This is a genomic window from Neobacillus sp. YX16 (genome assembly GCF_030123505.1).
Classification (GTDB): Bacteria; Bacillota; Bacilli; order Bacillales; family Cytobacillaceae; genus Neobacillus.
Genome location: NZ_CP126115.1, coordinates 5,844,275 through 5,870,682, shown reverse-complemented (window position 1 = coordinate 5,870,682; position 26,408 = coordinate 5,844,275). Strand labels below are relative to the sequence as shown.

The 26,408-nt window shown below is 36.0% G+C and carries 22 protein-coding genes and 2 pseudogenes; 15 read left to right on the top strand and 9 right to left on the bottom strand.

The genetic code is table 11. The features are described from left to right. Positions 1-1,018 precede the first annotated feature (1,018 nt). From QNH48_RS28620 to QNH48_RS28575, 10 genes and pseudogenes are all read left to right on the top strand, one after another. On the top strand, positions 1,019-1,228 hold the full coding sequence (locus QNH48_RS28620; protein ID WP_283953024.1) for a hypothetical protein: 210 nt from the start codon (positions 1,019-1,021) through the stop codon (positions 1,226-1,228). Positions 1,229-1,522: 294 nt separating this feature from the next. Continuing rightward, positions 1,523-2,695 carry a hypothetical protein gene (locus QNH48_RS28615; RefSeq protein ID WP_283953023.1) on the top strand — a complete coding sequence of 391 codons (1,173 nt, stop codon included), beginning with the start codon at positions 1,523-1,525 and terminating at the stop codon, positions 2,693-2,695. 150 nt (positions 2,696-2,845) lie between these two features. Continuing rightward, positions 2,846-3,005: pseudogene (locus tag QNH48_RS28610) on the top strand (tyrosine-type recombinase/integrase); the annotation flags it as partial. 328 nt (positions 3,006-3,333) lie between these two features. Next, positions 3,334-4,353 (top strand): substrate-binding domain-containing protein, encoded by a 1,020-nt coding sequence (locus QNH48_RS28605; protein WP_283953022.1) that lies wholly within the window; start codon positions 3,334-3,336, stop codon positions 4,351-4,353. 37 nt (positions 4,354-4,390) lie between these two features. Next, on the top strand, positions 4,391-5,563 hold the full coding sequence (locus tag QNH48_RS28600) for a M24 family metallopeptidase (protein WP_283953021.1): 1,173 nt from the start codon (positions 4,391-4,393) through the stop codon (positions 5,561-5,563). A gap of 182 nt (positions 5,564-5,745) precedes the next feature. Next, on the top strand, positions 5,746-6,717 hold the full coding sequence (locus QNH48_RS28595; RefSeq protein WP_283953020.1) for an ABC transporter permease: 972 nt from the start codon (positions 5,746-5,748) through the stop codon (positions 6,715-6,717). Between the two features lie 36 nt (positions 6,718-6,753). After that, positions 6,754-8,238: a sugar ABC transporter ATP-binding protein gene (locus QNH48_RS28590; protein WP_283953019.1), complete on the top strand. Its 1,485-nt coding sequence runs from the start codon at positions 6,754-6,756 to the stop codon at positions 8,236-8,238. A gap of 5 nt (positions 8,239-8,243) precedes the next feature. Continuing rightward, a complete protein-coding gene (locus QNH48_RS28585) occupies positions 8,244-9,179 on the top strand; it encodes an ABC transporter permease (protein ID WP_283953018.1) in 936 nt (311 codons plus the stop codon). A 288-nt stretch (positions 9,180-9,467) separates the two neighbouring features. Then, on the top strand, positions 9,468-11,279 hold the full coding sequence (locus tag QNH48_RS28580; RefSeq protein WP_283953017.1) for a sensor histidine kinase: 1,812 nt from the start codon (positions 9,468-9,470) through the stop codon (positions 11,277-11,279). A 16-nt stretch (positions 11,280-11,295) separates the two neighbouring features. Further along, on the top strand, positions 11,296-12,909 hold the full coding sequence (locus tag QNH48_RS28575; RefSeq protein WP_283953016.1) for a response regulator: 1,614 nt from the start codon (positions 11,296-11,298) through the stop codon (positions 12,907-12,909). A 100-nt stretch (positions 12,910-13,009) separates the two neighbouring features. On the opposite strand, the gene QNH48_RS28570 is transcribed toward QNH48_RS28575, so the two are convergent. Continuing rightward, complete coding sequence (locus QNH48_RS28570; protein WP_283953015.1) at positions 13,010-14,440, bottom strand: extracellular solute-binding protein; 1,431 nt, start codon at positions 14,438-14,440, stop codon at positions 13,010-13,012. 161 nt (positions 14,441-14,601) lie between these two features. Continuing rightward, a pseudogene (locus QNH48_RS28565) lies at positions 14,602-14,946 on the bottom strand (DnaB-like helicase C-terminal domain-containing protein); the annotation flags it as partial. A 68-nt stretch (positions 14,947-15,014) separates the two neighbouring features. Between QNH48_RS28565 and QNH48_RS28560 the strand changes: the two are divergent. The 4 genes from QNH48_RS28560 (at position 15,015) to QNH48_RS30630 (ending at position 19,248) form a co-directional block, all read left to right on the top strand. Then, on the top strand, positions 15,015-15,140 hold the full coding sequence (locus QNH48_RS28560) for a hypothetical protein (protein WP_283953014.1): 126 nt from the start codon (positions 15,015-15,017) through the stop codon (positions 15,138-15,140). Positions 15,141-15,376: 236 nt separating this feature from the next. Beyond that, positions 15,377-16,669, top strand: coding sequence for an SH3 domain-containing protein (locus QNH48_RS28555; protein WP_283953013.1), 1,293 nt, complete (start codon positions 15,377-15,379; stop codon positions 16,667-16,669). Between the two features lie 996 nt (positions 16,670-17,665). After that, positions 17,666-19,147, top strand: a complete 1,482-nt coding sequence (locus QNH48_RS28550; protein WP_283953012.1) for an ElyC/SanA/YdcF family protein — start codon at positions 17,666-17,668, stop codon at positions 19,145-19,147. Positions 19,148-19,149: 2 nt separating this feature from the next. Next, positions 19,150-19,248 (top strand): LPXTG cell wall anchor domain-containing protein, encoded by a 99-nt coding sequence (locus QNH48_RS30630; protein WP_481858444.1) that lies wholly within the window; start codon positions 19,150-19,152, stop codon positions 19,246-19,248. Between the two features lie 109 nt (positions 19,249-19,357). Here the strand turns inward: QNH48_RS30630 and QNH48_RS28545 are convergent, their stop codons facing one another. Together QNH48_RS28545 and QNH48_RS28540 are read right to left on the bottom strand one after the other, a co-directional pair. Continuing rightward, complete coding sequence (locus QNH48_RS28545) at positions 19,358-20,500, bottom strand: ElyC/SanA/YdcF family protein (protein ID WP_283953011.1); 1,143 nt, start codon at positions 20,498-20,500, stop codon at positions 19,358-19,360. Positions 20,501-20,518: 18 nt separating this feature from the next. Beyond that, entirely contained in the window at positions 20,519-20,812 is a 294-nt protein-coding gene (locus QNH48_RS28540; protein ID WP_283953010.1) for an endonuclease/exonuclease/phosphatase family protein, read from the bottom strand. 823 nt (positions 20,813-21,635) lie between these two features. Between QNH48_RS28540 and QNH48_RS28535 the strand changes: the two genes are divergently transcribed. Next, complete coding sequence (locus QNH48_RS28535; RefSeq protein WP_283953009.1) at positions 21,636-21,845, top strand: hypothetical protein; 210 nt, start codon at positions 21,636-21,638, stop codon at positions 21,843-21,845. Between the two features lie 178 nt (positions 21,846-22,023). On the opposite strand, the gene QNH48_RS28530 is transcribed toward QNH48_RS28535, so the two are convergent. From QNH48_RS28530 to QNH48_RS28510, 5 genes are all read right to left on the bottom strand, one after another. After that, positions 22,024-22,263 carry a hypothetical protein gene (locus QNH48_RS28530; RefSeq protein ID WP_283953008.1) on the bottom strand — a complete coding sequence of 80 codons (240 nt, stop codon included), beginning with the start codon at positions 22,261-22,263 and terminating at the stop codon, positions 22,024-22,026. Positions 22,264-22,455: 192 nt separating this feature from the next. Then, a complete protein-coding gene (locus QNH48_RS28525; protein WP_095251763.1) occupies positions 22,456-22,677 on the bottom strand; it encodes a helix-turn-helix domain-containing protein in 222 nt (73 codons plus the stop codon). A gap of 129 nt (positions 22,678-22,806) precedes the next feature. Then, entirely contained in the window at positions 22,807-23,337 is a 531-nt protein-coding gene (locus QNH48_RS28520; RefSeq protein WP_283953007.1) for a competence protein ComK, read from the bottom strand. Positions 23,338-23,728: 391 nt separating this feature from the next. Further along, positions 23,729-24,214, bottom strand: coding sequence for a sigma-70 family RNA polymerase sigma factor (locus tag QNH48_RS28515; RefSeq protein WP_283953006.1), 486 nt, complete (start codon positions 24,212-24,214; stop codon positions 23,729-23,731). Positions 24,215-25,546: 1,332 nt separating this feature from the next. Further along, entirely contained in the window at positions 25,547-26,386 is an 840-nt protein-coding gene (locus QNH48_RS28510) for a hypothetical protein (RefSeq protein ID WP_283953005.1), read from the bottom strand. Positions 26,387-26,408: the final 22 nt, after the last annotated feature.

Below are 26,408 nucleotides of genomic sequence, written 5' to 3'. Positions count from 1 at the left end.
ATGCCCTAAAATTGATTTGTTTGTTAAAAAGTATAAGAGATAATTTTTTTCCCGAAGTTTATCAATGTCCAAGGGGACGGTTCTGGTGGTTTCCTCATTCAAGTTTTAACTATATATTTGTAGAGTTCACCATGGCATTGGTTGAGGGATAGAAAAGAATGATTAGGAACACAAGGCTATATCCACGACAAAAAAACCACTAGAAAACTGCCCAGGTTCGTTTTTATATAAGGGTTCATAGTACTTTTAATCAAACGTTTGATTGGCATTTCGTATAGTATATGTGAGTCAGGTTATGACATTTACTAGTTTCTATTGTCTATTTTGAGGAAGGTCATAAATACTCTCTACTTTTCTTCGGCAAATTATTCATTTAAAAACAATAGAAAGTTCTCTTAATAAAGTAACTCATTGTCTATCTAATCAAACGTTTGATTAGTGGCATTGGGATTAACTAATCGATTGATTAGAATCGCTGCATATGTTGGCAATGCAGGGTTTGTACCTTCTAAGAAGCGTTGGAAAGTGTCGAAAAGATGGTTTAGTGAAAATGGTGATATTTGTATTAATTTAGTAAATAGATGCAAAAGAAGGGGCTTTTACTACCTTGCGGTGTTAGAAGCCCCTTCTTTTGCATTATGAGGTCTGGTACCACCCCACTTCTACTTCAAATGACATTGGGGACGGTTCTGATGGCTTTTAATTGAATGTTTATGGTTGCAGTCACCATTAAATGTAGTAAGCAGTGTCGTAGCAAGCTAATCCCGAACTGGAATGACGTTGCAGATATTCTAATTTTGTTTAATGATGGTTTGCAATTTCCCAATAATGAATTAGCTATTAGACCATGGTGTGAAGTAATAGCAAAGAATTTAACGGAGTACTTTCCTAAGGCAAATGATAATCCAAAACTTAACGACATGTAAGACAATCAGGTTTTTTATATTTTGATAGACGGTTTATATAAGAAAATCATAAGGTGTATTGGGATGAAGATAGACAGGGTATAGAACTTTAAATGATTAATCCCCATCCTGAAGTTATTGAAGAAATAGAAAAAGGGTATCTGCAAATTGCTCCAGTGTATATTGTAAATCAGTCAAAATGTAGTAAATGCGAAAAAGAATATAGGGATTGTAACTGTTCCAAGTATTCCGATGGACGAGTAGTAGAAGAAATGGAGGATTTCGACGGCGTAGGTATTTTCTGGGCTAGAAGGAAGGCATAAGAAAGTTAATACAAATAATGCTTATCACCTTAACTGTCGTGGGCTTGTTTGTTCAACACAAACAGCTGATATTTTTCGGGGATATGGGATGTTTAGATGATTCCCACTGCATTTTATATAGAAGTAAAACTAACAATCAGGCTTATTATTCCCTACAGGGAGGTGGGCCATTTGTTTGTTTTAATAACGAATATTCACACGAAAGACTGTCTGTTAGTTTCGTGTTCAAGTAAAAACGATTAAGATGTATGATAAAGATATAAAAAATCATTTGTGAAGAAGAGGTGTAGCTAGGTGTCAAGGGAGAAAGTTGATATTAATAGTTTTAAAGATGAAACTAAGAACATTATCTTAAATCAGACATCGAATACGGATTGGTTAAATTCTGTGGAAAATGGAAAGATCGGTGAGGCGAGAACAAGATCATTTTTTATTAACAGTGGCTTCTGGGTGTTAGAAAGATCTGTTGATGTTAATGGTGCAGATTACATAATTCAGAGACGTGATCTTGTAAATGATTTAATAGATATCGAGGCTTCACCAGTAGTCTTTGTCCAATCTAAATTTATCTCTGATGAAGAAAATGAAATGTTTATAGATTCAAAATATATTTATTACCTCGATGATGAAACACTGAAGACTAAAAATGAATTTTTTGTTCTTATTCATTTCGATGATGAAGAGAAAAGTAGAATGTTATGTTTATCTTCTAAAGAAATTGATAAGCTCGTTAATGATGGGAATCTTGGGTTAATTAAGCGTATAAATAAAAAAGAAAAAGTATATAAAACTGAAGTAGTTATAACCTTAAAACAATTATTTCCGCATTTTCAGTCCTTTACTCCTAAGGAAGAAATACTAGAAAAAATTAATTCTGCCATTGAAAGTGCAAATTATTTTAGAGAAATTGGTAATAGAAGATTTCTGGGTCTAAGTCCACAGAAAGATATTATTAACAAGAAGATAAGTCATAGATATAATAACGGTGATGATATATCAAATGAATTCTATAATTCTAAAAAGGAAATTTATGCCCTTATTAGGAATGTAACTGAATACGTTTATACTTTAAAAGACTTGTTAAATATAGAAGAACCGGAAACACTTATTGAGGAGTTCAACACTAATAAGTCAATATTAGAAGGTATAAAAGAGAGAATTTGCTCAGAAGATTTCAGTGAGTTAGAAAAGAAAATAGAACAATTAGATAGTACATATACAGAAGGACAAGAGTCGTTTGACGAAGGATCAGTAGGTACACAATTTCAAGAAGAGGAAGAACACCTAAAATACTTCTTAGATAACTTTGAAGAGGAATTTAAAGGTAAGGATCCTAAGAAGTTAAGATTTATGAAAAAATGGGTTGAAGAAACGTTTGTTGATTTAGATGAAAATATATTTGTTGGAGATGATTATTACTTTCCATCTGATCTAATTAAATTAATCGATGACGAATTGCGAAAATAGTTCGAAGGCATAAAGAGAACAAATATAGGCTGTGGTTAGCTGCTATCCCATTAGAAGATAGATAATGAATCAGGCTCATCTCCGTTCAAGGAGGTGGGCCATTTTTTTGTGTGTTAGGAAGTGGAATTCGCATTAAGAAACGAAATGAGAAATATTAGGGACATGTTCTTGATTCAACTACTATTTGAGACTGGATAGCGTATTGGAGAAGCTCTTTCCCTCTTCCTGGAGGATTTCAAATTTGATCATGGGAAAGGGCATCGGATTCATTTGATGGATTGTGAGGAATGGGAAAACGGGGGATTTTTGTATCGCAATCGCACATGGATTTATAATTTCTTTATGGATGTGTTCACGAACGTCTTGTCTCCTAGGGTTAGACCTTTTTTCGGAGATAAGGATTTCTTGCCACTTCATCTAATCGGAGAGCATCATTTTTAACCTCATAATCAAATTTTTCATCCTCTCTCTCATTTTAGTTAATACTATAATTTAATTGTAGCAGGTAAAACGACAGAAAGGAGCAATAGGGCAGGAAAAATGTTTTTGTGAATTCTTAGGAGGCGTAGACTAAATAACAGTTTGCAAACGGATACATTTTATTTTTAGCTGTTAAATAAAAAATTAGGGGGTATAAAATGAAAAGACATGCAGCAGCAATACTTACTTTCATTTTATGTATTTCATTGGTCCTTGTAGGATGCGGAACACAATCATCAAATGGAAATAATAAAGAAACCACTAAAAATTCTGGAGACGGATCCTCATATAGCTACAAAACTAAAAAAGAGGGTGACATTGTTATTGGTTTTTCTCAATCTGTAATGGACCACCCATTTAGAATTGCAAACGTAGAAAGTGCTAAAAAAGCAGCAAAAGAATTGGGTGTAGAATTGATTGTGACTGACGGACAAGGCGATGTAAATAAGGAAATTTCAAATATTGAAAGTTTAATTGCTCGTAATGTCGATGCGATTATTGTTAGCAGTTTATCAGGAAAAGCAATTTATCCAGCATATAAACAAATAGCACAAGCAGAGATTCCATTAATAATCGGTGCTTCTGGGGTCCCGGATGATCCGGAAATTCCCTATGTTAGTTATGTTGCAACAGATGAGGTAACAATGGGCAAAAAAGCGGCTGAGTATATTGCTAAATTGATGGGGGAAGAAGGTAATCTAGTCATTCTTGATGGAGTTACTGAATCTACCAACTCTATACTTCGAAGTGAAGGCTTCATGCCAGAAATCGAAAAATATTCAAATATTAAGGTTGTCGCCCAACAGTCTGGTGAATGGCTGCGACTTCCATCGATGGAGGTTATGACCAATATCCTTCAAGCTAACGATAAAATAGATGTGGTATTTGCACAAAATGATGAAATGGCCTTTGGTGCAATAGAGGCTATTAAAAAAGCTGGTCGTTCAGATGAAGTGAAAATCATTGGAATGGATGCTCAAAAAGAAGCTTTAGAAATGATTAAGAATACTGACCAATATGTTATGTCCGTAAAAAATGAATGGGATATGGAAACTGCTGTAAAACTTGCTATTGATGCTGTACGCGGTAAAGAAGTACCTAAGAGTGTAGAGTTGGAAGCACCTCTAATTGATGATAGCAATATTGCTGATTTCTATGACCCTGAATCCGTTTTTTAATTTTAAAAAATATAAATAAATTATTGGAGGAACTAATATGAAATTCAATTACGAAGATGTATTGCAGGATATTCCAGTTATTGAGTATCAGGAGCGAGTGAAGAAAGCTAGAGAGATGATGGCTAGACAAGGCTATGAAGGTCTTCTTGTTTGGTCAGATGCAGCCAGAATGAGTAATGTTCGCTGGCTGGCAAATTACAGGGCATTTGATGGAGTATTCCCTTACCCTGCAATGGTTTTCCTGCCGCTTGAGGGAGAGCCAATCCTAATGGCTGAAGGAAGCTTGGTTTCTTATGCTAAGGATGAAACCTGGTTCTCTGATGTAAGAGGAATCCGTCAAGAATTGCCAAACGTACTAAAAGATTTTCAGAGAAAACACCCTAATAGCAAAATTGGAATGAGTGGATCAAAATATTTAGCACTTGAATTCTATGAACAAATTCAAGACAGTCTAAATGTTGGTACACATCTTGAAAAAACTAATATTATTGAATATCTAAAATCTATTAAGAGTGAAAACGAAATCCGTAATATGAAAGTGGCAGGAAGATTAGCTGATATTGGAATCGAAACAATTCATGATTTACTGAAAACTGAAAACTTAACTGAAAGAGAAGTAGCTCGCCAGGCTTATGCAGCAATGTTTGCAAATGGGGCAGATACGGTTTCGTTTGATATTATGGTTCAATCAGGTCCGAACTCCTCAGATTACTTCTTAGCTCGTCCTAGGGACCGCAAGATTCAAAAGGGTGACACTGTATTAATCGATATTGGTTGCCGTTTCAATGGGTATTCATCCGATATGGCTCGTGGAGTTGCATATGGAAATGTTTCTAAGGAAAAAGAAAGGATGCTTGAGGTCTGCCTTGAGGCATGGAGGGAAGGTATGTCTAAGTTAAGACCTGGAATGACTGGTGCAGAAGCAGATATTGCTGCGAATGAAGTATTAAAAGCAGCAGGTTATGACCATGCCTCAGGAGAAGGACGCGGATGTGCCCATTCCACTGGTATGGATCCAGAGGAAGAGATTCCTGTAATTGGACCTGGTAGTGAGGATGTGCTTGTAGAGAACCAAACCATTGCATTTGAAATTACTCTGCTCCAGCCAGGTGTTGGCGGAACACGTGTGGAAGATACGGTTGTTATCCGTAAGGATGGAGCAGAATCTCTAACAAACTTCCCTCATCGTTGTTTCTGGTATCAAGATTAATAATAGAGTCATAGGTTAATAGCCTTTTGATCTTCCTAGTACTCTAAAGAAATGTGAGAGCTTTGTATTGTGTTGTGAAAGAACTAGAAAATCGATAAGACTCTATTCTTCCACAGATACAAAGCTCTTTTGTTTTATATAATAAAGGCCGTTTTAAATTTGAGAAATTGAAGGAGAAACTTATGGAAATTAAGGTAAATTTAAAAAATAAAGTAAAAGTTGGTATGAAGAACAACTTCGTTTTTCAGGAAGAGATATTTTTGCTCCTTGTAATCCTGGTCGTTTTAGCTATTTCTCCCATTTTTTCGCCGGAATTTTTCTCCTCCTATAATCTGTTCAATCTATTAAGACAAGTCTCGTATACAGCAATCGTATCCGTGGGAATGCTTTTAGTCATTCTTATCGGGGGAATAGATTTATCCGTTGGTTCGATTATGCAGGCAGTCAGTTTAACTTCTATCTTTTTATTGCAGAATCAACTTCCAGTTTGGGCTGTATTATTAATAGGACTAATTTTCGGTGCACTTTTAGGCTTACTAAATGGAGCATTAATTACATTTGGAAAGTTACAACCATTTATTGTAACTTTAGGGACAATGGTCATAATCGAAGGGTGTAGTCTTGTTGCAACGCAAGGAAAAGGGCTTAGTGGTGGTGTTAGTGATGGATTTCTCGCTATTGGTGCAGGATATGTTGGACCTGTCCCCATTCCTGTAATTATTATGGTCATAATATATATTATTGGATATTTTATCCTTAAAAAGAGTATATTTGGTCGTCAAATCTATTCAGTTGGATCGAATCGTTTATCTGCATTCAACTCTGGAATAAGTGTAAATAAAATTCAGTTGTGGGTCTACGTATTATCGGGAATATTTGCTGCACTTGCTGGATTACTGATAGCCTCTCGGACAGGTGCCTATCAGCCAGGCGGCACCACTGGGATGGAGCTAAATGCAATCGCAGCTGTCGTAGTTGGAGGTGCGAGCTTAGCTGGAGGAAAAGGATCAATCGGCGGTACTTTCTTGGGAGCATTATTAGCTGGATTGTTATTTAATCTTCTTGTTTTTCTAAATATGAATAGTTATATTCAACAATTTGTTTTGGGAATCATCATTATGATTGCAGTTATTTTCTCTGCCTATAAGCGATGAGAAATTTCTTAAAAACCACGAAAAAGAGGTAAAACTATGGACAACGTAATACTTGAACTAAAGGGTATTTCAAAAAAGTTTGGTCCTACTTATGCTGTGAAAGATATTAACCTGGAAATTGTTAAAGGGGAATTTCATGCGCTTGTAGGTGAAAATGGGGCAGGTAAATCCACACTTATTAAAATGTTATCCGGAGTACACTTACCTACTGAGGGTCTAATGAAATTTAACGGTAAAAATGTTAAATTCATTTCTCCTTATATGGCACAAAAAGAAGGGGTAAGTACTTTATTCCAAGAGATTCAAGAAATTCCTGCTTTAACAGTAGCTGAGAATATATTTCTGGGCAGGGAGCATAAAAAACTTTCTATTATTCAATGGCGAAATCTATATAAGGAAGCTAGTGACCTTCTAAAAGGTTTGAATATTCAAATTGACCCTTACAAAAAAATGGAGGAATTGTCCGTATCCCAAAGGAAAATGGTAGAAATAGCACGTTCGGTTTCAATAAATGCAGAGCTATTAATCATGGATGAACCTTCTGCCAATTTAAATGAGGATGAATTAAAAATCCTTTTTAATATGATAGACCAACTCAGAAAGAGAAATGTAACAATTATATATATATCCCACCGTTTGAGGGAAGTATTTAATATGGCCGACAGGGTCACTGTCCTTAGGGATGGCAATCTGGTACAAACATTAGCAATCGAAGAAACGGATGAAACAAGTCTTGTGAATTTAATGATTGGCAGACAGTTAGATGAATATTACCCAGTCAACCAGGAAACTCCTGGTGACATAGTCTTACAGGTTAATGACTTGTCTGTTCCTGGGGCATTGAAAAATGTAAGTTTTCAACTAAGAAAAAGAGAGATACTTGGACTTGCGGGTCTCGCAGGATCTGGTGGGGACGTATTAACCAAGGTGCTTTTTGGTCTTGTAAAAGGTTATTCGGGGGAAATGATTCTTGATGGCGAAGCTTTCTATCCTAGAAATCCCCGCCAATGTATTTCAGAAGGTATTTCATTTGTACCAGAAGATAGAAAGACACAAGGATTATTTTTAAATTTAAGTGTTAGAAACAACATGTCCATTATTTCACTTCCTAAGTTGAGTAAATTTAGCTTTTTAAATGAAAAGGTAGAAAAAGCGCAAGTCAATGAGTTAATGAAACATTTAACAGTACGGCCCAATGATCCGAAAAAGCAAATACGTAATTTAAGTGGTGGAAATCAGCAAAAAGTATTGATTGGTCGTTGGCTGATGGAGCAATACAAAATATTAATATTGGAAGAACCTACTCGTGGAGTGGACGTAGGAGCCAAAATGGAGATCTACCAGGAAATTAATAAACTATTAGAAAAAGATTTGGCCATAATAATGGTTTCTTCTGAGTTACCTGAGTTATTAGGAATGTGTGATAGGATATTAGTATTTTCAGAAGGTAAGATTACCGCTGAATTAAATAGAAGTGAAGCAACAGAAGAAAAAATAATGGAACACGCATTCCCGAGGTGATGACTATGAATAAATTTAATAATAAAATTCCATTGATAACTCTTATTATATTAATTATTTTAGGTACACTGCTTTCAGAGCATTTTTTAACAATAAAAAACATGAGTAATATGATCCAATTTAGTGCTGAAATTGCATTAATATCCATTGGAATGGCATTTGTGATTTTTACAGGAGGCATTGATCTTTCGGTAGGATCAATTGTTGCTCTAGCTGCTGTGGTAAGCGCCAATATTCAGCATTTAGGAGTAGCAAATGTCCTCCTTATTGTAGTCATAATTGGTGCTATGATTGGTTTAATAAACGGACTGGTTATCACTAAGGCAAAAGTTGAACCATTTATGGCAACGCTGGCAATGATGGCCATTATTCGGGCACTAACACTCTGGTATACAAATGGCGGTCCCATTCTTAAAGGAGTTTCAGACAACTTTAAACAGTTAGCAAACGAGTATCTTGGGGTTCCACTACCCGTTATATATGTGCTTCTGGCATTTATCATTGGGTTTGTGCTTCTAAATCATACACCGTTCGGCAGGCACGTTCTTGCAATAGGAGGAGGAGAAGAAACATCCCGACTCTTTGGGATAAAAGTAGAACGAGTTAAGATTGCTGTATATATAATCAGTGGGATACTTGCTGGACTTGCTGGTGCCCTTATAACAGCAAAAATAGGTATGGGAGAGCCAAGATCTGGTTATGGTTTTGAATTAATGGCCATTGCAGTGGTTATTGTTGGAGGGACCAATCTAATGGGAGGCAGAGGCAGTATCGGCGGGACCTTCATAGGGTTAATGATTTTGACTGTTGTTATGAATATTATGAGTCTATTAGATATTTCAGCCTATATACAGCCAATCGTACGTGGTTTGATTATTATTGTAGCAGCTTTGGCGATTTCTAGAATGGTCAAACCAAAGAATGTTCACGAAACCTCTTAAATAATGACTTTTAGGTTGGAAAGTAATTCCAAGTTTATGTGCTAAAGATGTTTTAGTCTCGTCAAACCTTCATTTATATAATAAAGGTACTAATTTTTAAAAAGTTTCCTTCTCACCCTTACTGAAATAACTAACTGACAAATAAGTCATTTTTAAGTAAAATATCCTTATAAAATATAATATCATATTACTCTATATGACTTTTTTGCAAGTTTGTGCCAGGCTTAATCCGGAACCAAATGTAGGATTTTGACCCTATGGGGGGCGTGAGGAGGTAGACTATGCACCATGATTAAAAAAATACATGTAAGAGGATGGAAGTTTTTTATTCAGATCCTAAAGGAGATATCTACCTTTCTTACTTCTAGTATTAAGCGAAAGATGATCTTCATAATGGTTGGAACATTATTCGTTGTAGTTCTGATAATAAATGCTGTAACGTTTGAAATATCTACTTCCCTTCAAATTAATGACGCTAAAGCGAATGACGCAATGAAGGTTCAATTCATTATTGAAAACTTGGATGAGACTGTCTCTAGTATAAATAGTTTAGTTGAGAGTATTTCACAGGATTCAGAAATTCAATCTATACTAGGACAGTCTCAAAACAACCAGGATTCTATTGATCAAATAAATAAGGTGCTTTTATCAAAAACAACTTATTCTTCAGAGGTTTTAGAATCGTTATATTTATTCGACGGAGATAATGTTATTAGCAGGTTAAATTTTCAGAATACACATAATATTTATGGGGTCGGAGTGGATGAATTACGACTAAAGAAACACCGATATGATACAGTTGGAAGAATTAACTGGAGAATGAACGATGGAAAAATTTATATTGATAAAGCAATTCGACAACGAGATTCTTTAAAGCTAATAGGTTATATTACAATATCCCTAAAAAAGGACTACTTAAAACAACGTTTACAGTCAGAGGAATATAGATATACCTATGTTTTTGATGAAAATGGAAATAATCTTGTAAGTAGTAACATGGATTCCAGTATTAATAGTGAAGAATTGTTTAGTAAGGCGAAAAAACATCTGGACGGACAACCAATCCTATTAAAGGTAGAACCTTTTGGAGATATGCTCTTTACTACTAATATTTCGGAGTTTGGCGATTGGAGGGTAGTTTCGCTGGTTCCTGTTAAGGAGATAGCCAAGGGTTCGGTACTAATAGGCTGGTGGATTATTGTAATCGGTCTGTTTGCTATCTTGTTAGGTATTATTATTACTTGGATTAGCACAAACAGAATCATTGCTCCATTATACGATTTAAAAGAGGTAATGGACCAAGTAGAAACTGAAAATTTCCAATACAGTGTTGATATATATAGCAATGATGAGTTTGGGCGGCTGGGGCGTAGTTTTAACAGAATGATGGAGAAAATAAACTACTTGATTTCCGAAGTTTTTCAAAGGGAATTAGCCCAAAAGGAATCAGAGTATAAGGCATTAAAGGCTCAAATAAATCCACATTTTCTTTATAATACTCTAGACACTATTCGCTGGCTATCGGTTTATAAAGAATCTGAAAAAGTTGAAAAGGTAGCTATTTCATTAGCGCAGCTTTTAAAAGCTAGCTTAATGGAAGGCAAGGAAATGATTCCAATAAAGAATGAACTAGAATATATTAATGCTTACTTATATATTCAAAAAAATAGATTTCAAGATATTGATGTTTCGATACATATAAATGATTTTATTGAAGATCTATTTATTCCTCGGTTTGTTTTACAACCTTTAGTAGAAAACTCTTTTGTACATGGATTAGAAAATAAAGTCGGTAAAGGCAGCTTGACCATCAGCGCAACTGCCTTTAATCAGGACCTAAAGATAAGACTGATTGATGATGGAGTAGGAATAAATGAAGAAGAATTAAAAACATTGCTTGAAGCATCTGCTGATGCAACCCCTCACAATAAAAAAGGAACTGGAAATGGCCTTAAGAACGTCCATAGGAGAATCCAATCTTTATATGGAGATAAATATGGTTTATCCATTCAGAGTTCATTAAACATTGGGACCATTGTAGAAATTACAATTCCTATTCTTCAGGAAACTGAGGTTTCAGTACTTTCAAAATCAGAATAAAGTGGCGGGTGTTTGGATGTACAGATTAGTAATTGTTGATGATGAAGCAATTGTAAGAAGAGGACTTAAAGAGAAAGTTGAGTGGGATGAGTTAAATTGTGAAATATGTGCAGTAGGGTCAAATGGAATTGAAGGAAAAGAGATAATTGATCGATTGCAGCCAGACATTGTTATATCAGATATAAAAATGCCAGGAATGAACGGTTTGGAACTAGCTGAATATATAAATAAGAAGTATCCCAAAATCATAACGATTTTATTAAGTGGTTTTAGTGAATTTAATTATGCACAGGAGGCAGTACGTCACCGCGTTTTTGACTACCTGCTAAAACCCATAGAATTAGATGATTTAAAGTCCTGTATTCGAAAGGCAACCGATCAATTAGATACTATCTCATCGGCACATTTAGAAATGAAAAGAAATAAGGATAAAAAGGAAGATAAGGTTGGTCTAGTGGAATCTTCTATTTTTCTAAATGTACTTGTAAACGGTAATAAAGATATTGAAAACAGTAAAAGGAAATTGTTGGATCTTGGTATTAATTTATCTTCAGGATTAACTGTAGCTTTTGAATTCTATGACTCAAAAGTTAACTCTGACTCTCACCTTCCTCCTTTTTATCAATTTGCAGTAAATAATATCTTAAAAGAAACATATAGAAACGACCAAATCGATACTACAATCGTAAATTTTGAAACGAAATTTGTTGTGATTGTGAAATTTGATTCCAACATTGAAATGTCTCAAGCACAGAAACAGGTGATTGAGGTTTCTGATATTTGTGAAGAAAACATAAGAAAGTATTTAAAGAAAAGAGTTAATGTGGGTATCGGAAAACCTTTTCGGGGGATTGAGAGTTTACATGATTCATATATAACTGCAAGCAGAGTTTTGGAAAATAACTTGTTTTGGGGAATTAATCGTGTAGAAAACCATTCCATCAAGGATAAAACAAGTTTAAGCAGGGGTGTTATCTTATTCAATCCAGAATTATTTGAAGCTGTATATGTTGGGGATAGCATAAAGTCTAAAAATCTTTTAAGCGAATTAATTTCTACTATAAAAGTCTATAAAGATAAAAGTTTGGCATTAAATACTTGTCTGGATTTTTTATTAGAAATCCTAAGAAATGTGCCCGATAGGAAGATGAAAGAACAAGTGACACAAACAATCACTACTTTCCCAGGACTTAGAACATTCGATGAGTACATTCATACAATGTTTGAGACAGTGGAAATGATTTGTGATGATGTTATACGAAAAAGAGACGAGTCGAGAAACGGGCTATTAGATCAAGTTAAAGGTTATTTAAATACACATTACTATGACCCTGGTATTACCCTTCAACATGTGTCAGAACTATTCAAGATTAGCAATAGCCATTTGAGCAGACTTTTTAAGAAGGAGACAGGCATAAACTTTAGTGAATATCTTTCCATAAAGCGTGTAAAAAAGGCAAAAGAGTTTCTAGAAATTGACATGCAGTTATCTGTTATTGAGGTTGCGGCCAAGGTAGGGTTTTATGATGGAAAATACTTTGGTCAGGTATTTAAAAAATACTATGGGGTAACTCCATCTCATTTCAGAGAAAAAATAAAGAATCAAAGCAAGACGGATAAAGTAATCTAGTAAGCATTTGAACGAAAGAGTGGAAAAGAAAAAGCATCTGTCAGATCTAACAGATGCTTTTTCCATTTTGCTTATTAAAAATCTCAACTACCTAAATTTCTTATTTAATTCCTTTATCATTGATTATCTTTGTTGCATTATCAAGAGCATCCTTAGGAGAAGTTTCTCCTCTTAAAGCAATAGATATAGATTTTTGCATAACCTGGGACCAGTTAGAATATTCTGCAATCCCTGGACGGTTAATTGCAAATTCAAATTGCTCTGTCATAAGAGATAAATTAGAGTATTTTTGCATGAGCAGCGGATTACCTACCATATCATTCCAAACGGGTGAGCTGCCCGTGTAATCGCTAACAATAATTTCATCTTTAGTGGTTTTAATCATTTCAATAAACTTCCAGGCCCATTCCTTGTTAGTAGAGCTTTGTGCTATTCCCAATGAACTACCTCCAATAACGGAGGAACTTTGCTGATATTCTTTAAATCCTGGAACTCTTGCAACTTTAATATCTGGATTGTTCCTAAACTTGTGAGCTGCGAAGGACCAATTAATCATAAAAGGAATATTCCCAGATGAAAATTCCTTAATAGCAGATATATCACTTAAAGATAAGGATACGGGGGAAGTTAATTTTTGTTCCATTACAGAACCGGCCATAAATTCCAAAGCTCGCAGCCCCGCATCCTTATTAAATACCCAGTTTCCTTGGCTATCTTTAAATTGTCCCCCAAATGCATTCATTAACATGGTATAATCACTGACTAAACTTTCGCCCATACCCCAACCCCAAATAACTCCATAATCTGTTAAATTATTTTCCTTAAGAATAGTAACAATTTTTATTAATTCTTCCCAGGTTTTTGGAGGAGCATAAACACCTATATTTCTAAGTAGTTTTTCATTATAATACAGAAACTTCCCATCAATACTTAGAGGAAACGCATATACTTCAGGAAGGGTATATAAATCATGGCTTATTATCACTTGGCTGTATGATATTGGCAGAACTTGATTCGTTAATTTATTATTAAGGTATTTATTCAGGGGTTCAAGGTAGTTGGCGTTTGCAAATTCCTTTATCCAAATATTATCAATTAGAAATACGTCAATTTTTGGATTGTTAGATTTAAAATCATGTACTATTTCTTGAGGCAGGTTATTTAAGTCTGTTGAAGTTATTTCAACATTTATCCCATAAGACTTTTCATATTCCTTAGCTATTTCTTCTATATAAGCTTTATTCGCTGTGTCTACTAAAACTCTGATACTTTTAGGGATATTTGTAGTATTAACATCCATTAATCTATCATTAGGAAAATTTTCCTTTGTTAATTTAATTGCTTGCATTAGTGAGAAAAGGAATAAGAAAAACACAATTATAATAAATGAAATTAGCAACCATTTTCCTTTCGAATAAAGCAATGTCCCTTCACCCTCAATCAAAAAAATGAACAAATATAATGGTTTATTTAAATAAAGTAATTCAAAAGTCTCTTCTTCTATTATACATCTTCTCTTAGTAATTAACATGAGAATTCAGAATTATCAGTGGAAAATATCGGTACCTGTCACCGGGGGGGGACCGTGGGGACGGTTCTTGTGGTCTTTGGTAAAATATTTGAGGCCAGGAGAACCGTCCCCGTTGAACACCCGTTGAACATGTCTCTTGAGTGAATCTTTGTCATATCTAATCACTCAAGATAATCAACAAACTTCCCATACTCCTTCTTAAACTCCAACTCAATCGTCCCAATTTGACCGTTGCGCTGTTTGGCGAGGATGATTTCGATTTTGTTTGGCTGTTTGCTGTCTTTACAATAATAGTCATCGCGGTAGAGGAAGGCGATCGTGTCCGCGTCCTGTTCGATTTGGCCGCTTTCACGGAGATCAGATAGCATAGGTCGTTTATCCTGTCTGGCCTCGACGCCCCAGCTCAGCTGCGAGAGGGCAATCACACTGACATTCAAATCCCTTGCCAGCTTCTTTAAGAACCGGCTGATTTCACTGATCTCCGCCTGGCGATTTCCTTTGTGCTTTATGTCCCAATTGTTGGGGTGGTTGGTTGTCGATCTTCTTTCCGTAATTGCGGAAGGAGGTGATAATCATGGAAACATTTCTTGAAATTCTACGAGAAGTTCTGAAGGGAATGGTGCGTGAAGTAGGTGCATATTTTTTTCGGAAGAATGTTCTAGAATACAAGGAAACCACCCTGCGCCGACGAAAGCAATGATATTATCCCTTCTGTGTAGACAGTATGAAAAAAAACCATACTGCATACAGGAGGGATTTATTTAGAAAAAAAAGGACAGGGGCGGAAAAATTTTTTTGTAAACTATTTTGCATAAAAGTCGGGATATTCATCATAAATATGGAAGTGGGACCATATTAAACTAATTTCTACTTTTTTTGACAAAAATGGACAAAAAATTTTTAAAACCATCGAATCGTATATAGGAAATATTATGGATGACTTTCATCTTAGAGAGAATAGGAGAAGCGGTAATTTTGACTACAGAGTTATTTTTAAATGGGGAATTAAAGGTAAGCAGGAAAGAAGCGCATGGAAAAAGCAAGCAACCCAAAAATTTACCAGTTTTCACTTCAAGGATGGAAAAACGGGAATATTACAAGAGCGTAAATCATTTTGATATCCGGAATGTCTTAGATGTTAAAGGATTCTTAAATGATATTCGTGCCAATTGGAATACATATGTAGCACAGGTGAGCCAATGGATTCAAAAAAATCCAGTAAAAAGATTGGTCGTGACGGGAATTTTTACCGTAGTTCTTGGTATTTCATCGATTACTTCGAGTGCCGCAACAGTGATAGAAGAATATACCTATCAGGTAAGAAGTGGTGAAAAAATTGAAGCGATCGCTGCGAAACATGGGGTAACAGCAGAAGGAATATTAAATGCAAATGGCCTAACTTCCATTAACGGAAAGAAAATTCTCTTACCAAAAGTAGAAGATCGAATGGTTACCGCCACTGTACTAAATATTCGATCCCAACCGACCACTGAAAGTAGTATTATCGGAAAATATAAAAAAGGTGATGTGGTTAAGGTTGTATTCGAAGAAGACGGATGGGCTGGCATTTTAATTAAAGGAAGAGTTTGTTTTGTGAGTGCGGATTATCTTACATCAAAACAAGCGGTTGAATCAAGTCCAACTACTAAAACCATGTATGTAACGGCAACATCGTTGAGAGTAAGAGAAGTAGCTTCTACGAGTAGTGCTATCATTGGCTCTTTGAAATTAAACGATCGTGTGTCCGTGATATCCACTTCTAATGGTTGGGCTAAGATTCATTTCAATGGCAAAATAGCATTTGTTAGTCAAACCTATTTAACGAATAACGAACCAAACAAAAACATTAATGATACGTTGAATAACACAGGCACCTATGTGATTAAGAGCGGTGATACTTTTACAAAAATCGGTAAAACATTAGGGTTCTCTGTTTCACAGATTCAAAAACTAAATCCAGGAGTGGAACCAACAAAGATGAAAATTGGACAAACCATCAAAATCCCTTCAACTACTGCACCTACTGTCAATCAAATAATAATAACAGCTCAAATAGGCAAGGTAGATGATAACGGAACGTTTCGATTTATCACGGCTGAAGGTACCACATATGCTTCAAAAGCAACGGGTAACATGATTAATGAATTAATTAATCATCAAGGAAAGAAAGCAACACTAACACTGGAAGGAAAAAGGGGTACAAAATTGACTTTAGTATCCATTCAATAAATATCTATGTGCCTGTCACTCCCCGGTATTTGTCGAAGATTGATAGTTTTATTGGTGATGCTAGGTACCGTATTATGAAGATGTTCGCCACTTTAGCCATAAAAGTTATTAGGTCTTTATGCAGATTGTCTCTAAACATTCATATGGGAATGGCTGGTATGGATTCGAATGGACACCAAAAAATAATCAAAGCCAAGTTGTGCATGTTAACTTTGATTATCGACTTCCAACTAATTATACAAAAAAGTACCCTATAGGTAGACTTTTTTTATCATGTCTACTCTATAGTGTACATTTTACAAACGGGTAAGACTTTTTGTGTTTCTATTCGTCTCTTTTGGGTGATTTGGCTGGAAGCTAGGGTAGGGGTTTTTGAAATCCCTGGCTTTGTAAATAAAAAGGTAATTTCTTCAAATAAAAAGCCATAGTAAGCAGGTTAAGGGAAAGCATTCAAAGGGGTTATTATGAATTCAATTTTGATATCAAAAGTTTCACTTAGTTGGTAAAAAACCTCCGGTGAGAGTTGTGCAATACGCCTATGAAATCATTGGAATTCTTCCCAGCACAGAAAGCGAACTTCATCTTTATGAATCTTCTCTGTAAATCTTTTTAAGTCTATAACTTGTATGTCCTTGGCCAGAAACCAGACGGACATCCCATACAATATTTTTTACTAATTTGTTGAATATTAAAAATTATCAGTTAAAAAGAGTTGCCTTCACGGAAAATAATGGTTACTATATACTTAGAAATTACATAGTGAATCACATGTTACTAATGCGATTAGGCATGGTGGTAAATGAGGGAATATATCCATTCCTCAATTTCCACCATGCCTTTTTTATGTGATCACCTGTAAAACATTCATATTTAAAGGAGGTGGATTGATTCAAGTAAGATTATTAACAACGAAGTGGATGACATAAATAGTAAATAGTTCATAACGATGGAGGAGTAATTATAGTAATGAAAAAAATTTATAATTTATTATTCAGTTTGCTATTGATATTTAGTTTGATTCCTTTCTCTACTGCCTTGGCAGAAACCCCTGATGCCTCAAAGGACTTAAAAACACTAGTAAGTGAATTAATCTATTATTATGGACAAGATGCACGTACTGATGTCCAAAGAACTCTTGAACTGATTGAAGAACAATCTCTGGAAGATTATAAGTTATGGAATTCGGTCATTGATTATTGGGATTGGATCGAGATTGATATGGAAGAAAATATAGATGTGGCTCCCGACGGTCTTCCAAAAGATAATACGCATGCCTTTATTGTTTTAGGGTTTGCTTTAAATAACGACGGTACAATGACAGATGAATTAGTTGGTAGATTACAAGTTGCCCTAGATAGTGCAAACAAATACCCTAACTCTTATGTCTTAGTAACTGGCGGAGTAATGAAAAACGGTTGGACAGAAGGCGATCGTATGCGTGATTGGCTATTGGCTAAGGGACTTCCGATAGAAAGAATCATTGTAGAAAACAAAAGTGCAAATACCGTTCAAAATGCATCGTTCAGCTATGATATTTTGTACAACGACTATAATATAAAAACCGCTTCTATTATAAGCAGCCAATATCATTTAAAAAGGGCAAGTATATTCTATTACACCATGTCACTTTTGAAAGCGAAAGAACTTGGCAAAGCTCCGATTGAGTTTTTAGGACAAGGTAATGCAGGCTGGTATCGAGCGGATAAAACAGAAGAACCAATGACCCTAAAAGTAAGTGGAATGTCCTCCATTGCAGGTGTACCAAGAGCTAGCAATCTCCCTATCTCAAAACTGGAAGATTTGGCTATTGAAGGGGACTTAGAATACTACGCAGGTGAAGAATTAAATTTAACGGTTAATGCACAATATGATAGTCAGTATGTCCGTGACGTTACAGAACTTGCGGATATTACGGGATTCGATTCAAGTAAAATCGGAGACCAAGAACTTGAAATCACTTATGAAGAAAAGGGCATAAAACTAACGGAAAACATCGTGGTTAGTGTTGAAGTAAACAAATCCGCACTAGAAAAAGCAGTTGCGGATGCCGAGAAAAAAGTAAAGTCTGACTACACAGGACAGAATTGGAAAGATTTCTCAACTGCACTAAGTCTTGCTAAGCAAGTATTAGGAAATAATGAAGCGACGCAAGAAGAAGTAGATGCAGCACTCCATTCCTTAATGAAAGCGATGGAAAACCTTGTAAAAAAACCAGTAGTAGTAGAAGTAGATAAATCCGCGCTGGAAAATGCAGTGACCGATGCTAATAAGAAACAAGCAGCAAAATATACTGCTGCCAGCTGGACGGCCTTTAAAAAGGCATTAGCATCAGCGAAAGCGGTACTTGCAAATCCAACTTCATCTCAAGCAGAAGTAGATTCAGCTATTAACGATTTAAATTTTGCAAGTTCCAAGTTAGTATTCGCTACGGTTCCAAAGCCTCACAGGGAACGCATAAGCTACCAAATACAGCAGTAAATATGTATACGTACCTGTTAATTGGCTCATTATTGGTTGCACTTGGGGCAATGCTCTATATTTATAGAAGAAAAGCGAATCTTGATGCATCAAAGTTATAATGGGAGTAATGAAAAAGGCTATTTTTTTAAAATAGTTGACAAGCTACTTAAATAACATTTTCATGATAAAAGGCTAAACCAAAAAATTGGTTTAGCCTTTGTTGTGAGGTTAGCGCTGCTTGTCCGGATATTGCCAAACGCCGGTGGCTCTCATTAAGTCGCGGTAAATGACCATTGTTTCGTCTTTGGTTACGTTGTGGGCTTCTTCAATCGATGGGTAATCCAAGTAAACCACATTCGTGAATGCCCGGTCGCTGTTTTTTGCTTTCATTTTATCGTAAAAATCGCTTGCTTCCGTAAAGATGGTGAGTGCGCGTCTCATATGGCTGGCGCTTGTCACGAGCGTGACATCCTTCAGACTTTCTTTTTCAAGGATTGCTGTAGTGAATAGGGCATTTTCAACGGTGTCTGTTGATTTATCTTCTGTCAAAATCCTTCCTTCCGCTATACCGTTAGACATGAGCCACTCCTTCATCAATTTTGCTTCCGTATTGCCTTGCTTCGGCACGCCGCCGGTCACAATGATTTTGGAATTTGGATTCTTGTTGGCTGCGGCTAGGCCGACCTTTAACCGTTCAATTAGTGGTTCTCTCATCGTTCCATCATCCGCAAGTGCATATCCCAGAATCACTATGGCATGCTTGCTCTGCGGCAGATTATCCGGCACCTCTGTGTTTAAGGTGGTCTTCATAATCGTTTCTGTAGTGGCAAATTTTTCAAGGTATTCATTGGTTTTATGGGCGTCGAGCCGTTTTAAGTTGGCAATGGCCGTTTTATACGCTTTCTCATCCCCATTTACTTTGGAATAAACCCCGTATAGCAGATGTGCATTAAAGTTGTCAGGATCCAAATTCAGAATTTGCTGGTAGGTCGCTAATGCTTCCGGGAGTTTCTTCTGGATGATTTGTGTGGATGCCAGCGAGATTTTGAGATCCACATCATGAGGGTCCAGTTTGACGGCCTCATTATACGCCGCTTCGACTACATCATATTTGCCTTTTAGGGTAATGCCTTTAAAAATTTCTTCCTCCGCTTGCTTTAGGTCACCGCCATGCCAGTAATAGTACATCGCGATATCTTCTAGTTGATTTATTCGATAAGAGGTAGGTTCATCTGTTTTAATGGGGGTAATAACCGGATTCGGGTTGGTTTCCTCCGCCTCTTTGAAAGTAGGTGCCGCAAAAGCGGATGTTAGTGTGATGGTCCCAGCTAAAGTAAGGGCCAATCCCCATTTGCTTTTCCATTTATTCATAGTATCACTCCTATATTTTTAGTTGCCGTTAAGATAAGGTGCGGACCGTTCTAAATCAAGGTCCACAATGATTGGCAGGTGATCGGAATAGGTCGATATTAAAACCTGTTTCTCGGTAATCAAGTCAGCAATTCTTTGAAGATTAAGGACATTATCGACTCCTACTCCATGATGGATATTGTACGACATTACCTTCAAGTTAACCTCGTTGCCCCTTGGAAACTCAGATACAGATGCTTGTGCCGGAATGGTGCTAACGGTTAGGAACGCTAGCACGATGGCGGCAATAAAACTTGTGATTATTTTCCTCACTTTTGTAATCACCTTTACTAAGTATTTTGAACCACTGTCACTGTTAATTGGAACCTGCTCTGCGATGCCTCCTTTCTGGTTAAATTCTCTAGGTGGATATCTCGGTGGAGTATATTGAAAAAGCATAAAGCTTGTCCAAGCGTAGTGTAGGAAAAGAAGGAACAACAAAAAGGCAGGGGAACACGATGAAAAGGCCAATCCTTTTCATACGTGCCGCCCTGCCTGATCGAATCAGTAACATGCGTATAATAACATTCACAGAAAATTATAACTATTAATAAAAGCCTTTTAAAGAGGAAAAAGGCCTATTTGAATATCGGTGCCTGTCACTCCTCGGTTTTTGTCGAAGATTGATAGGTTGTTAGATAGCTAATCAGTAATAGAATGGAGTTGCAGCTGAATATTGTTGGGTGGCCGGGTTGTCAATCTTCTTTTCCTTCATTCAGGGGAAGGGGGTGATAATACCGGAAACTTTCCTTGAAATTTTACGAGAAGTTCTGAAGGGGATTGTGCGTGAAGTTAGTGCATATTTCTTTCGGAAAAACGTACTAGAAAACAGGAAAACCACCCCGCGCCGTAGCAAGCAAAAGGGTGGTTCTCACAAATAATCCACATTGACAACTACCACCCTGACGGTAGGGGCTGCATCGAGAAGTGTTACCAGCACTTCTCTTTTTTATTATATGTCCATTATACACAAAATTATTCCAATAGAGAAGGGATTCAATCTTGTCTCCATGCACTGTAATTCCTCGGATTAACAGACTTGACTAACCACTATCACCTTCTTATTCGTTCAGAAGATACTTCCTTTTCAAAGCTCATGGCATTGTTCAACAAAAGGTATGCAAACTATTATAATACCAAGTATCGCTTAACAGTTCATGTGTATGAAAAACGCTTTTATGACAAGATGATTGCCGATAAAGAAGGAATGCTTGAGGTCAGCCGCTATATTCATTTAAATCCGGTTGAAGCAAAAATGGTTAGGAAGCCAGAATACTCCCCTTGGAGCAGCTATCATTTTTTTTAGCAGCAAGCAGTGGTACCTTCCTATATGTATATTGATAGTATATTGAATTATTACCTTGGGATAATAGAAGAAAGGGAAGGAAAGTACTGCCAATCTTTATAAGCATAACTAGTGATTTAAAAGTTTCATAGCAATCTCGTTAATAAGAGAACAGGGACCAGCTGTTTTATCGCTTGAATTATTGAAATTGAATGTGGTTAATGGCTAGAATAGCAGCCTTTGTTGGTTCATGGTCATCTCGACCGATGCCTATTGGAAACTCTTCTGATATATGTTGGACTTTACCTGGTCTTTTATATGCAAACGCTTGGATGGTACCATCTATATAATGGAAAACCTCTATGTAGTACAATTGACCTTTGAACTCGAATTTTCTCCATATATCCATTTTGACAATTTCACTATTCTTTTTGTTCATCTGCAAACCCTCATTTACTTAGGAATAATCTCTGCAAATAATTTATTAGCTATTACAAGATGTAAATGTTTTTTTAATCATTTTGGTAATTTGTTGAACCTATAAAAAAATAAAAAGATAACGAACTTGGTTTTGTTATCCGTGTTCGTTATCTTATATGAATCTCGTTAAATAAATACCTAGGATAATAGATTAGTCGTCGACTTTTTTGAAAGTAATGATTTGATTCATATCGTCTATATCTAGTGCATCTGCTATACGGGCCAGATGCTGAAAATGTGCGTTGAGCCTCTTTTGGTTAGCTAATTCACTTAAAGCCGCATGTCGGACATCACTTTCACGGGATAATTCTCTTAGCGACATTCCTTTTTCTATAAGTAGTTCTTTTAATTTTACGACAACGATTCTACTCATAGTGCTCCTTACACCCCATCCATCCATTGGTATAAGGAGAAATTAACATAGGTATTTTTCTCATGTGGTACGCATAAGCGTACCGTTAGTGGATTTTTCGAAAAGAAGTACAAACTCCTTTTGAGAATTCTACTTTTTAATTTTGGATCTTCTTTTCCTTACCTTTCTTGGTGGTTCTATAATAAAAGATATCGGGTTATTTGCATTTTCAATGGTAATTTTGCTTAACTGCTCAGCTGATTTCCATTTGTGATTAAAAGAAAATAGCTTGGAATCGCTCATGAGTATGAGTCCGTTTCGAAACTCTATATGTGTTTTTCGCTTAAGGCTTTGTGTTCTTAGGATTTGGTTGGGATTAAACCAAATTGTATCTTCGTGTTTATGTGATTTATCGGGAAAGACACAAATATTATGTATATGGTTGATCATGACAGGGCACATCATGTTATTCCCCATGATGATCTTGGAAGTATCCATGGCACCTTTTAAGTTAAATCCAATACATCTTAAACTATCGTCCAGTATTTCCATAGGTGATCGATCCACGATGAAAACACGGTCGAACTGTCTTACAAGGGTACATACTTTTCCATTTCGATCATAGAACCCAAACATGTACATCATATGCTGATTAATTAAGTAGTACTTTTCAATAGTCAATACATCACTCCTGAATTTACAAATTGAATTTTTTGTTGCTGATAGTAGTTAGAGAGTAAATGATGAAACTGGGAGTCAATGGTTGAAATAAATACTGTATTGTTTGTGAATACATGTTGAGGTGGTTATGAAAATCTCTATCTTGGGATAGGTCTAGTTGCATAACAATGAGGCTAGAGTAGTAGTTTCATTTGATGAAAGGGATAGGTATAAGTGTTTTTTCTTTTATACCGTTAAAGAAAAAATACCATATCTTACTTTAATAGTTGTACCGTCTACGCGTACCATTGGTGGATACTTTGTGAATATTATCCGATTTTGTCGAATATTGTAAGGTAGTAGTCCCGGGCAGTTTAGTTGATAAACGCACTGCCCAGGTTGAAAAGAATGTTTAAATTAAAACTTTTACCTTCAGTTTTCTTAGTGCTCCTAATTTCCATTGCTTAACGGCAGATACGGTTACATTTTCGCTTTCTGCTATTTCTTTAATGGATAGTTGATTTATATACGATTCCATTACCCATGTTGCTTCCTTTTCCGTTAGACCTTCACAATAGGTTTGAATGGTTTCCCTCTCAAGAAAAAGAGATGAATCCTGACCTTCAATCCTTTCCCAAAATTCCTCCTTCGGTGGAAGGATGTTTTTTTCCTTGTAGTGGTTGTTCTGTGTCATTTCAGTTAACATTTTCCCCTTAATCGAGGTGTAGGCGTAATTCGAAAAGGTGCCTTTTCGTTCTTCGAAGGTTTGTGATGCTTCCCAAAGTGCTATTAACCCCGTCTGATAGAATTCCTGTTGATTTTTATAAATGTGCAAGGAATGCATAATCTTTTGAATCATCGGTTTATACTGTATAACTAAATCGTCAAAGCTCTCCACTGGTAAAGTCCTTCAGGCAGCGCGCTTCCGATATATTCCTAGGTAGCTTTACCATAATCCATCCAATGAGAAACTTCGAATCTAGGAAAATTGAATTTAGCATAGAAAAAGAGATTTAAAGGGTGAAATTCGATTCAAATTGGAACCACAAGTCTCAAATATGATTTGTTTGTTAAAAAGTATTAGAGATAATTTCTTTTGTACATGTGTACATGGGGACGGTTCTGATGGTCTTTTCTCCATTTCCTCTGTAATTAATACAATTCAAAAGTTCGTTATAATCCCGAAAGAGATGGAGTTATCTAGTTAAGAATGAAAATAAATTTCGACTTCTTTTTCTTGTAATCTTGATCAAAAAGCTTGTCTTTAGAGGATTTACGCCCCATTTAATCAATCGATTGTGTAATAGGGAAAAACAAGGTATTTGCCAAAGAATGCCGTTTTAAGGAGAATCGCCTCATATTAGAGGATTCTTTAAGAAAATCCTTAGATTCTCCGCTATTTACCGACAGATATTATGCCAAAATCAAGAGAGAAAGCTCCTCATAACGGAGTTTATACCACTTTTACACAAACGGTTGATTACCATACCATCTTGGAAGAACCCGTAGTTATTTGTAGAAAGCCATTTTTATTGTGTTTTATGGGGATATTCTAGAAGAAAGCAAAACTTTTCCTCGACAAGAAATTCTCTTGAAATGAGGCTGAAATTCCTTATTCAAAAGGGTTTGTGACGCTTCTAATTAAACGTTTAGTTGAGGAGAATTCAATCGTTATTTGTCGACAGACCTATAAGGTAGGTAATACTAATGTAGAAGAATTCGAACTGGAAATACAGATAAGTTACGGTTACATAAAAGTAGGAAGGCATCTTTCTTCTACCTCTTCGAGTTATGCTTTCATTAGCTTCTTAGTTACGGTAGCAGTCACCATAACTAAGAGAACCTGGTGCCACTATCCAGTTGGTAACCAATCCATTTTCACTCATAAGTTTATTTATTTTTGATCTTTCGCCTGATAAGAACAATTAGTAGTAATTGTCGACAATCTTCTCAAATAACTATTAAAGAAAACCCATGTCGCTGCTAGATTCATCCCAAAATTAATCAAACGTTTGATTGAATCCATTTTTGTCATATCCAGTCAACAATTGTAATCATCTAACCTTTGGTAAGAGTCTATGGAACCTAGTCTATGAAAACCACCCTAATCCTCGACAAGAAAATTTCTAGAAAACTACCAAGAGTTCGTTTATTTAAAGGGTTTAAGGCAGTTTTAATCAAACGATTGATTGGTAATATCCTTGGTGGACCTTGTCGGAGGTATGTAGGTTTACTCCTCCCTGTTTAGCCAATCATAGTACATCACTTCGCCTGTTTCGAGCACATAACGAAACGGCTTACTCTCGATTTCAGGTAATTGATCAAGATAGAGCTCTTTTAATTTATTGGTTAAAATGCCATAAAAGAAGGCAATCGGTTTACCCACTGTTTTGGTAGATTTTAGTTTGCGAATCAGCTGCTTAAAGGAGTTGATGGCTATGCTGAGAAAATCCTCTGTGTTTTGATCATATTCAAAGCGAAAAGCAGCGATTTGTACCATATGCCAATATTCTTCAATCGTCTTCGCATCCTTGAAGAAGTATTTTACGAGTTGGACAAAGGTTTGTGGAACTTTATCGCTGACAAAAGTGTAATCGATCTCAATCGGCGCTTCGTTACGTTTAGTATTCTCTTGAATATTAGTTTTTAAAAGATTAATAGTTTCTTTAGGCTGGTTCAATTTTTTCGCTTTGGGTGGTTCACTTTGCGGGAAACGATTAAAGCTGTATAAATTGCTAGACTGTGACCCATTTTTTCGTTCTGTTTCATGGATGGTAAGGATACCCATTTCTTTGGCTTTGAGGATCATCCGTTTAAACGTTGAGCGGGAGATTCCATTCCCCTGATACTCTTCATTAATCGCTTTTAACAAAGTCCCAATCTTAGCATTCGAAACTCCGGGAACTTTTACAGAAAAACGAACCAGCCGTTTCAACCCGACCAATTCCCCCTTGGAAAACTCCTGCTTCTTCACCGCCAGCCACATCTCCACATGTGTATTGAACTCTTTTACACTTTTAAACTGAGAATACCCTTCAAACTCTTCAATTCTGCCTGATTTTAAATTCATATAAATGCACCACCCTTTTCTA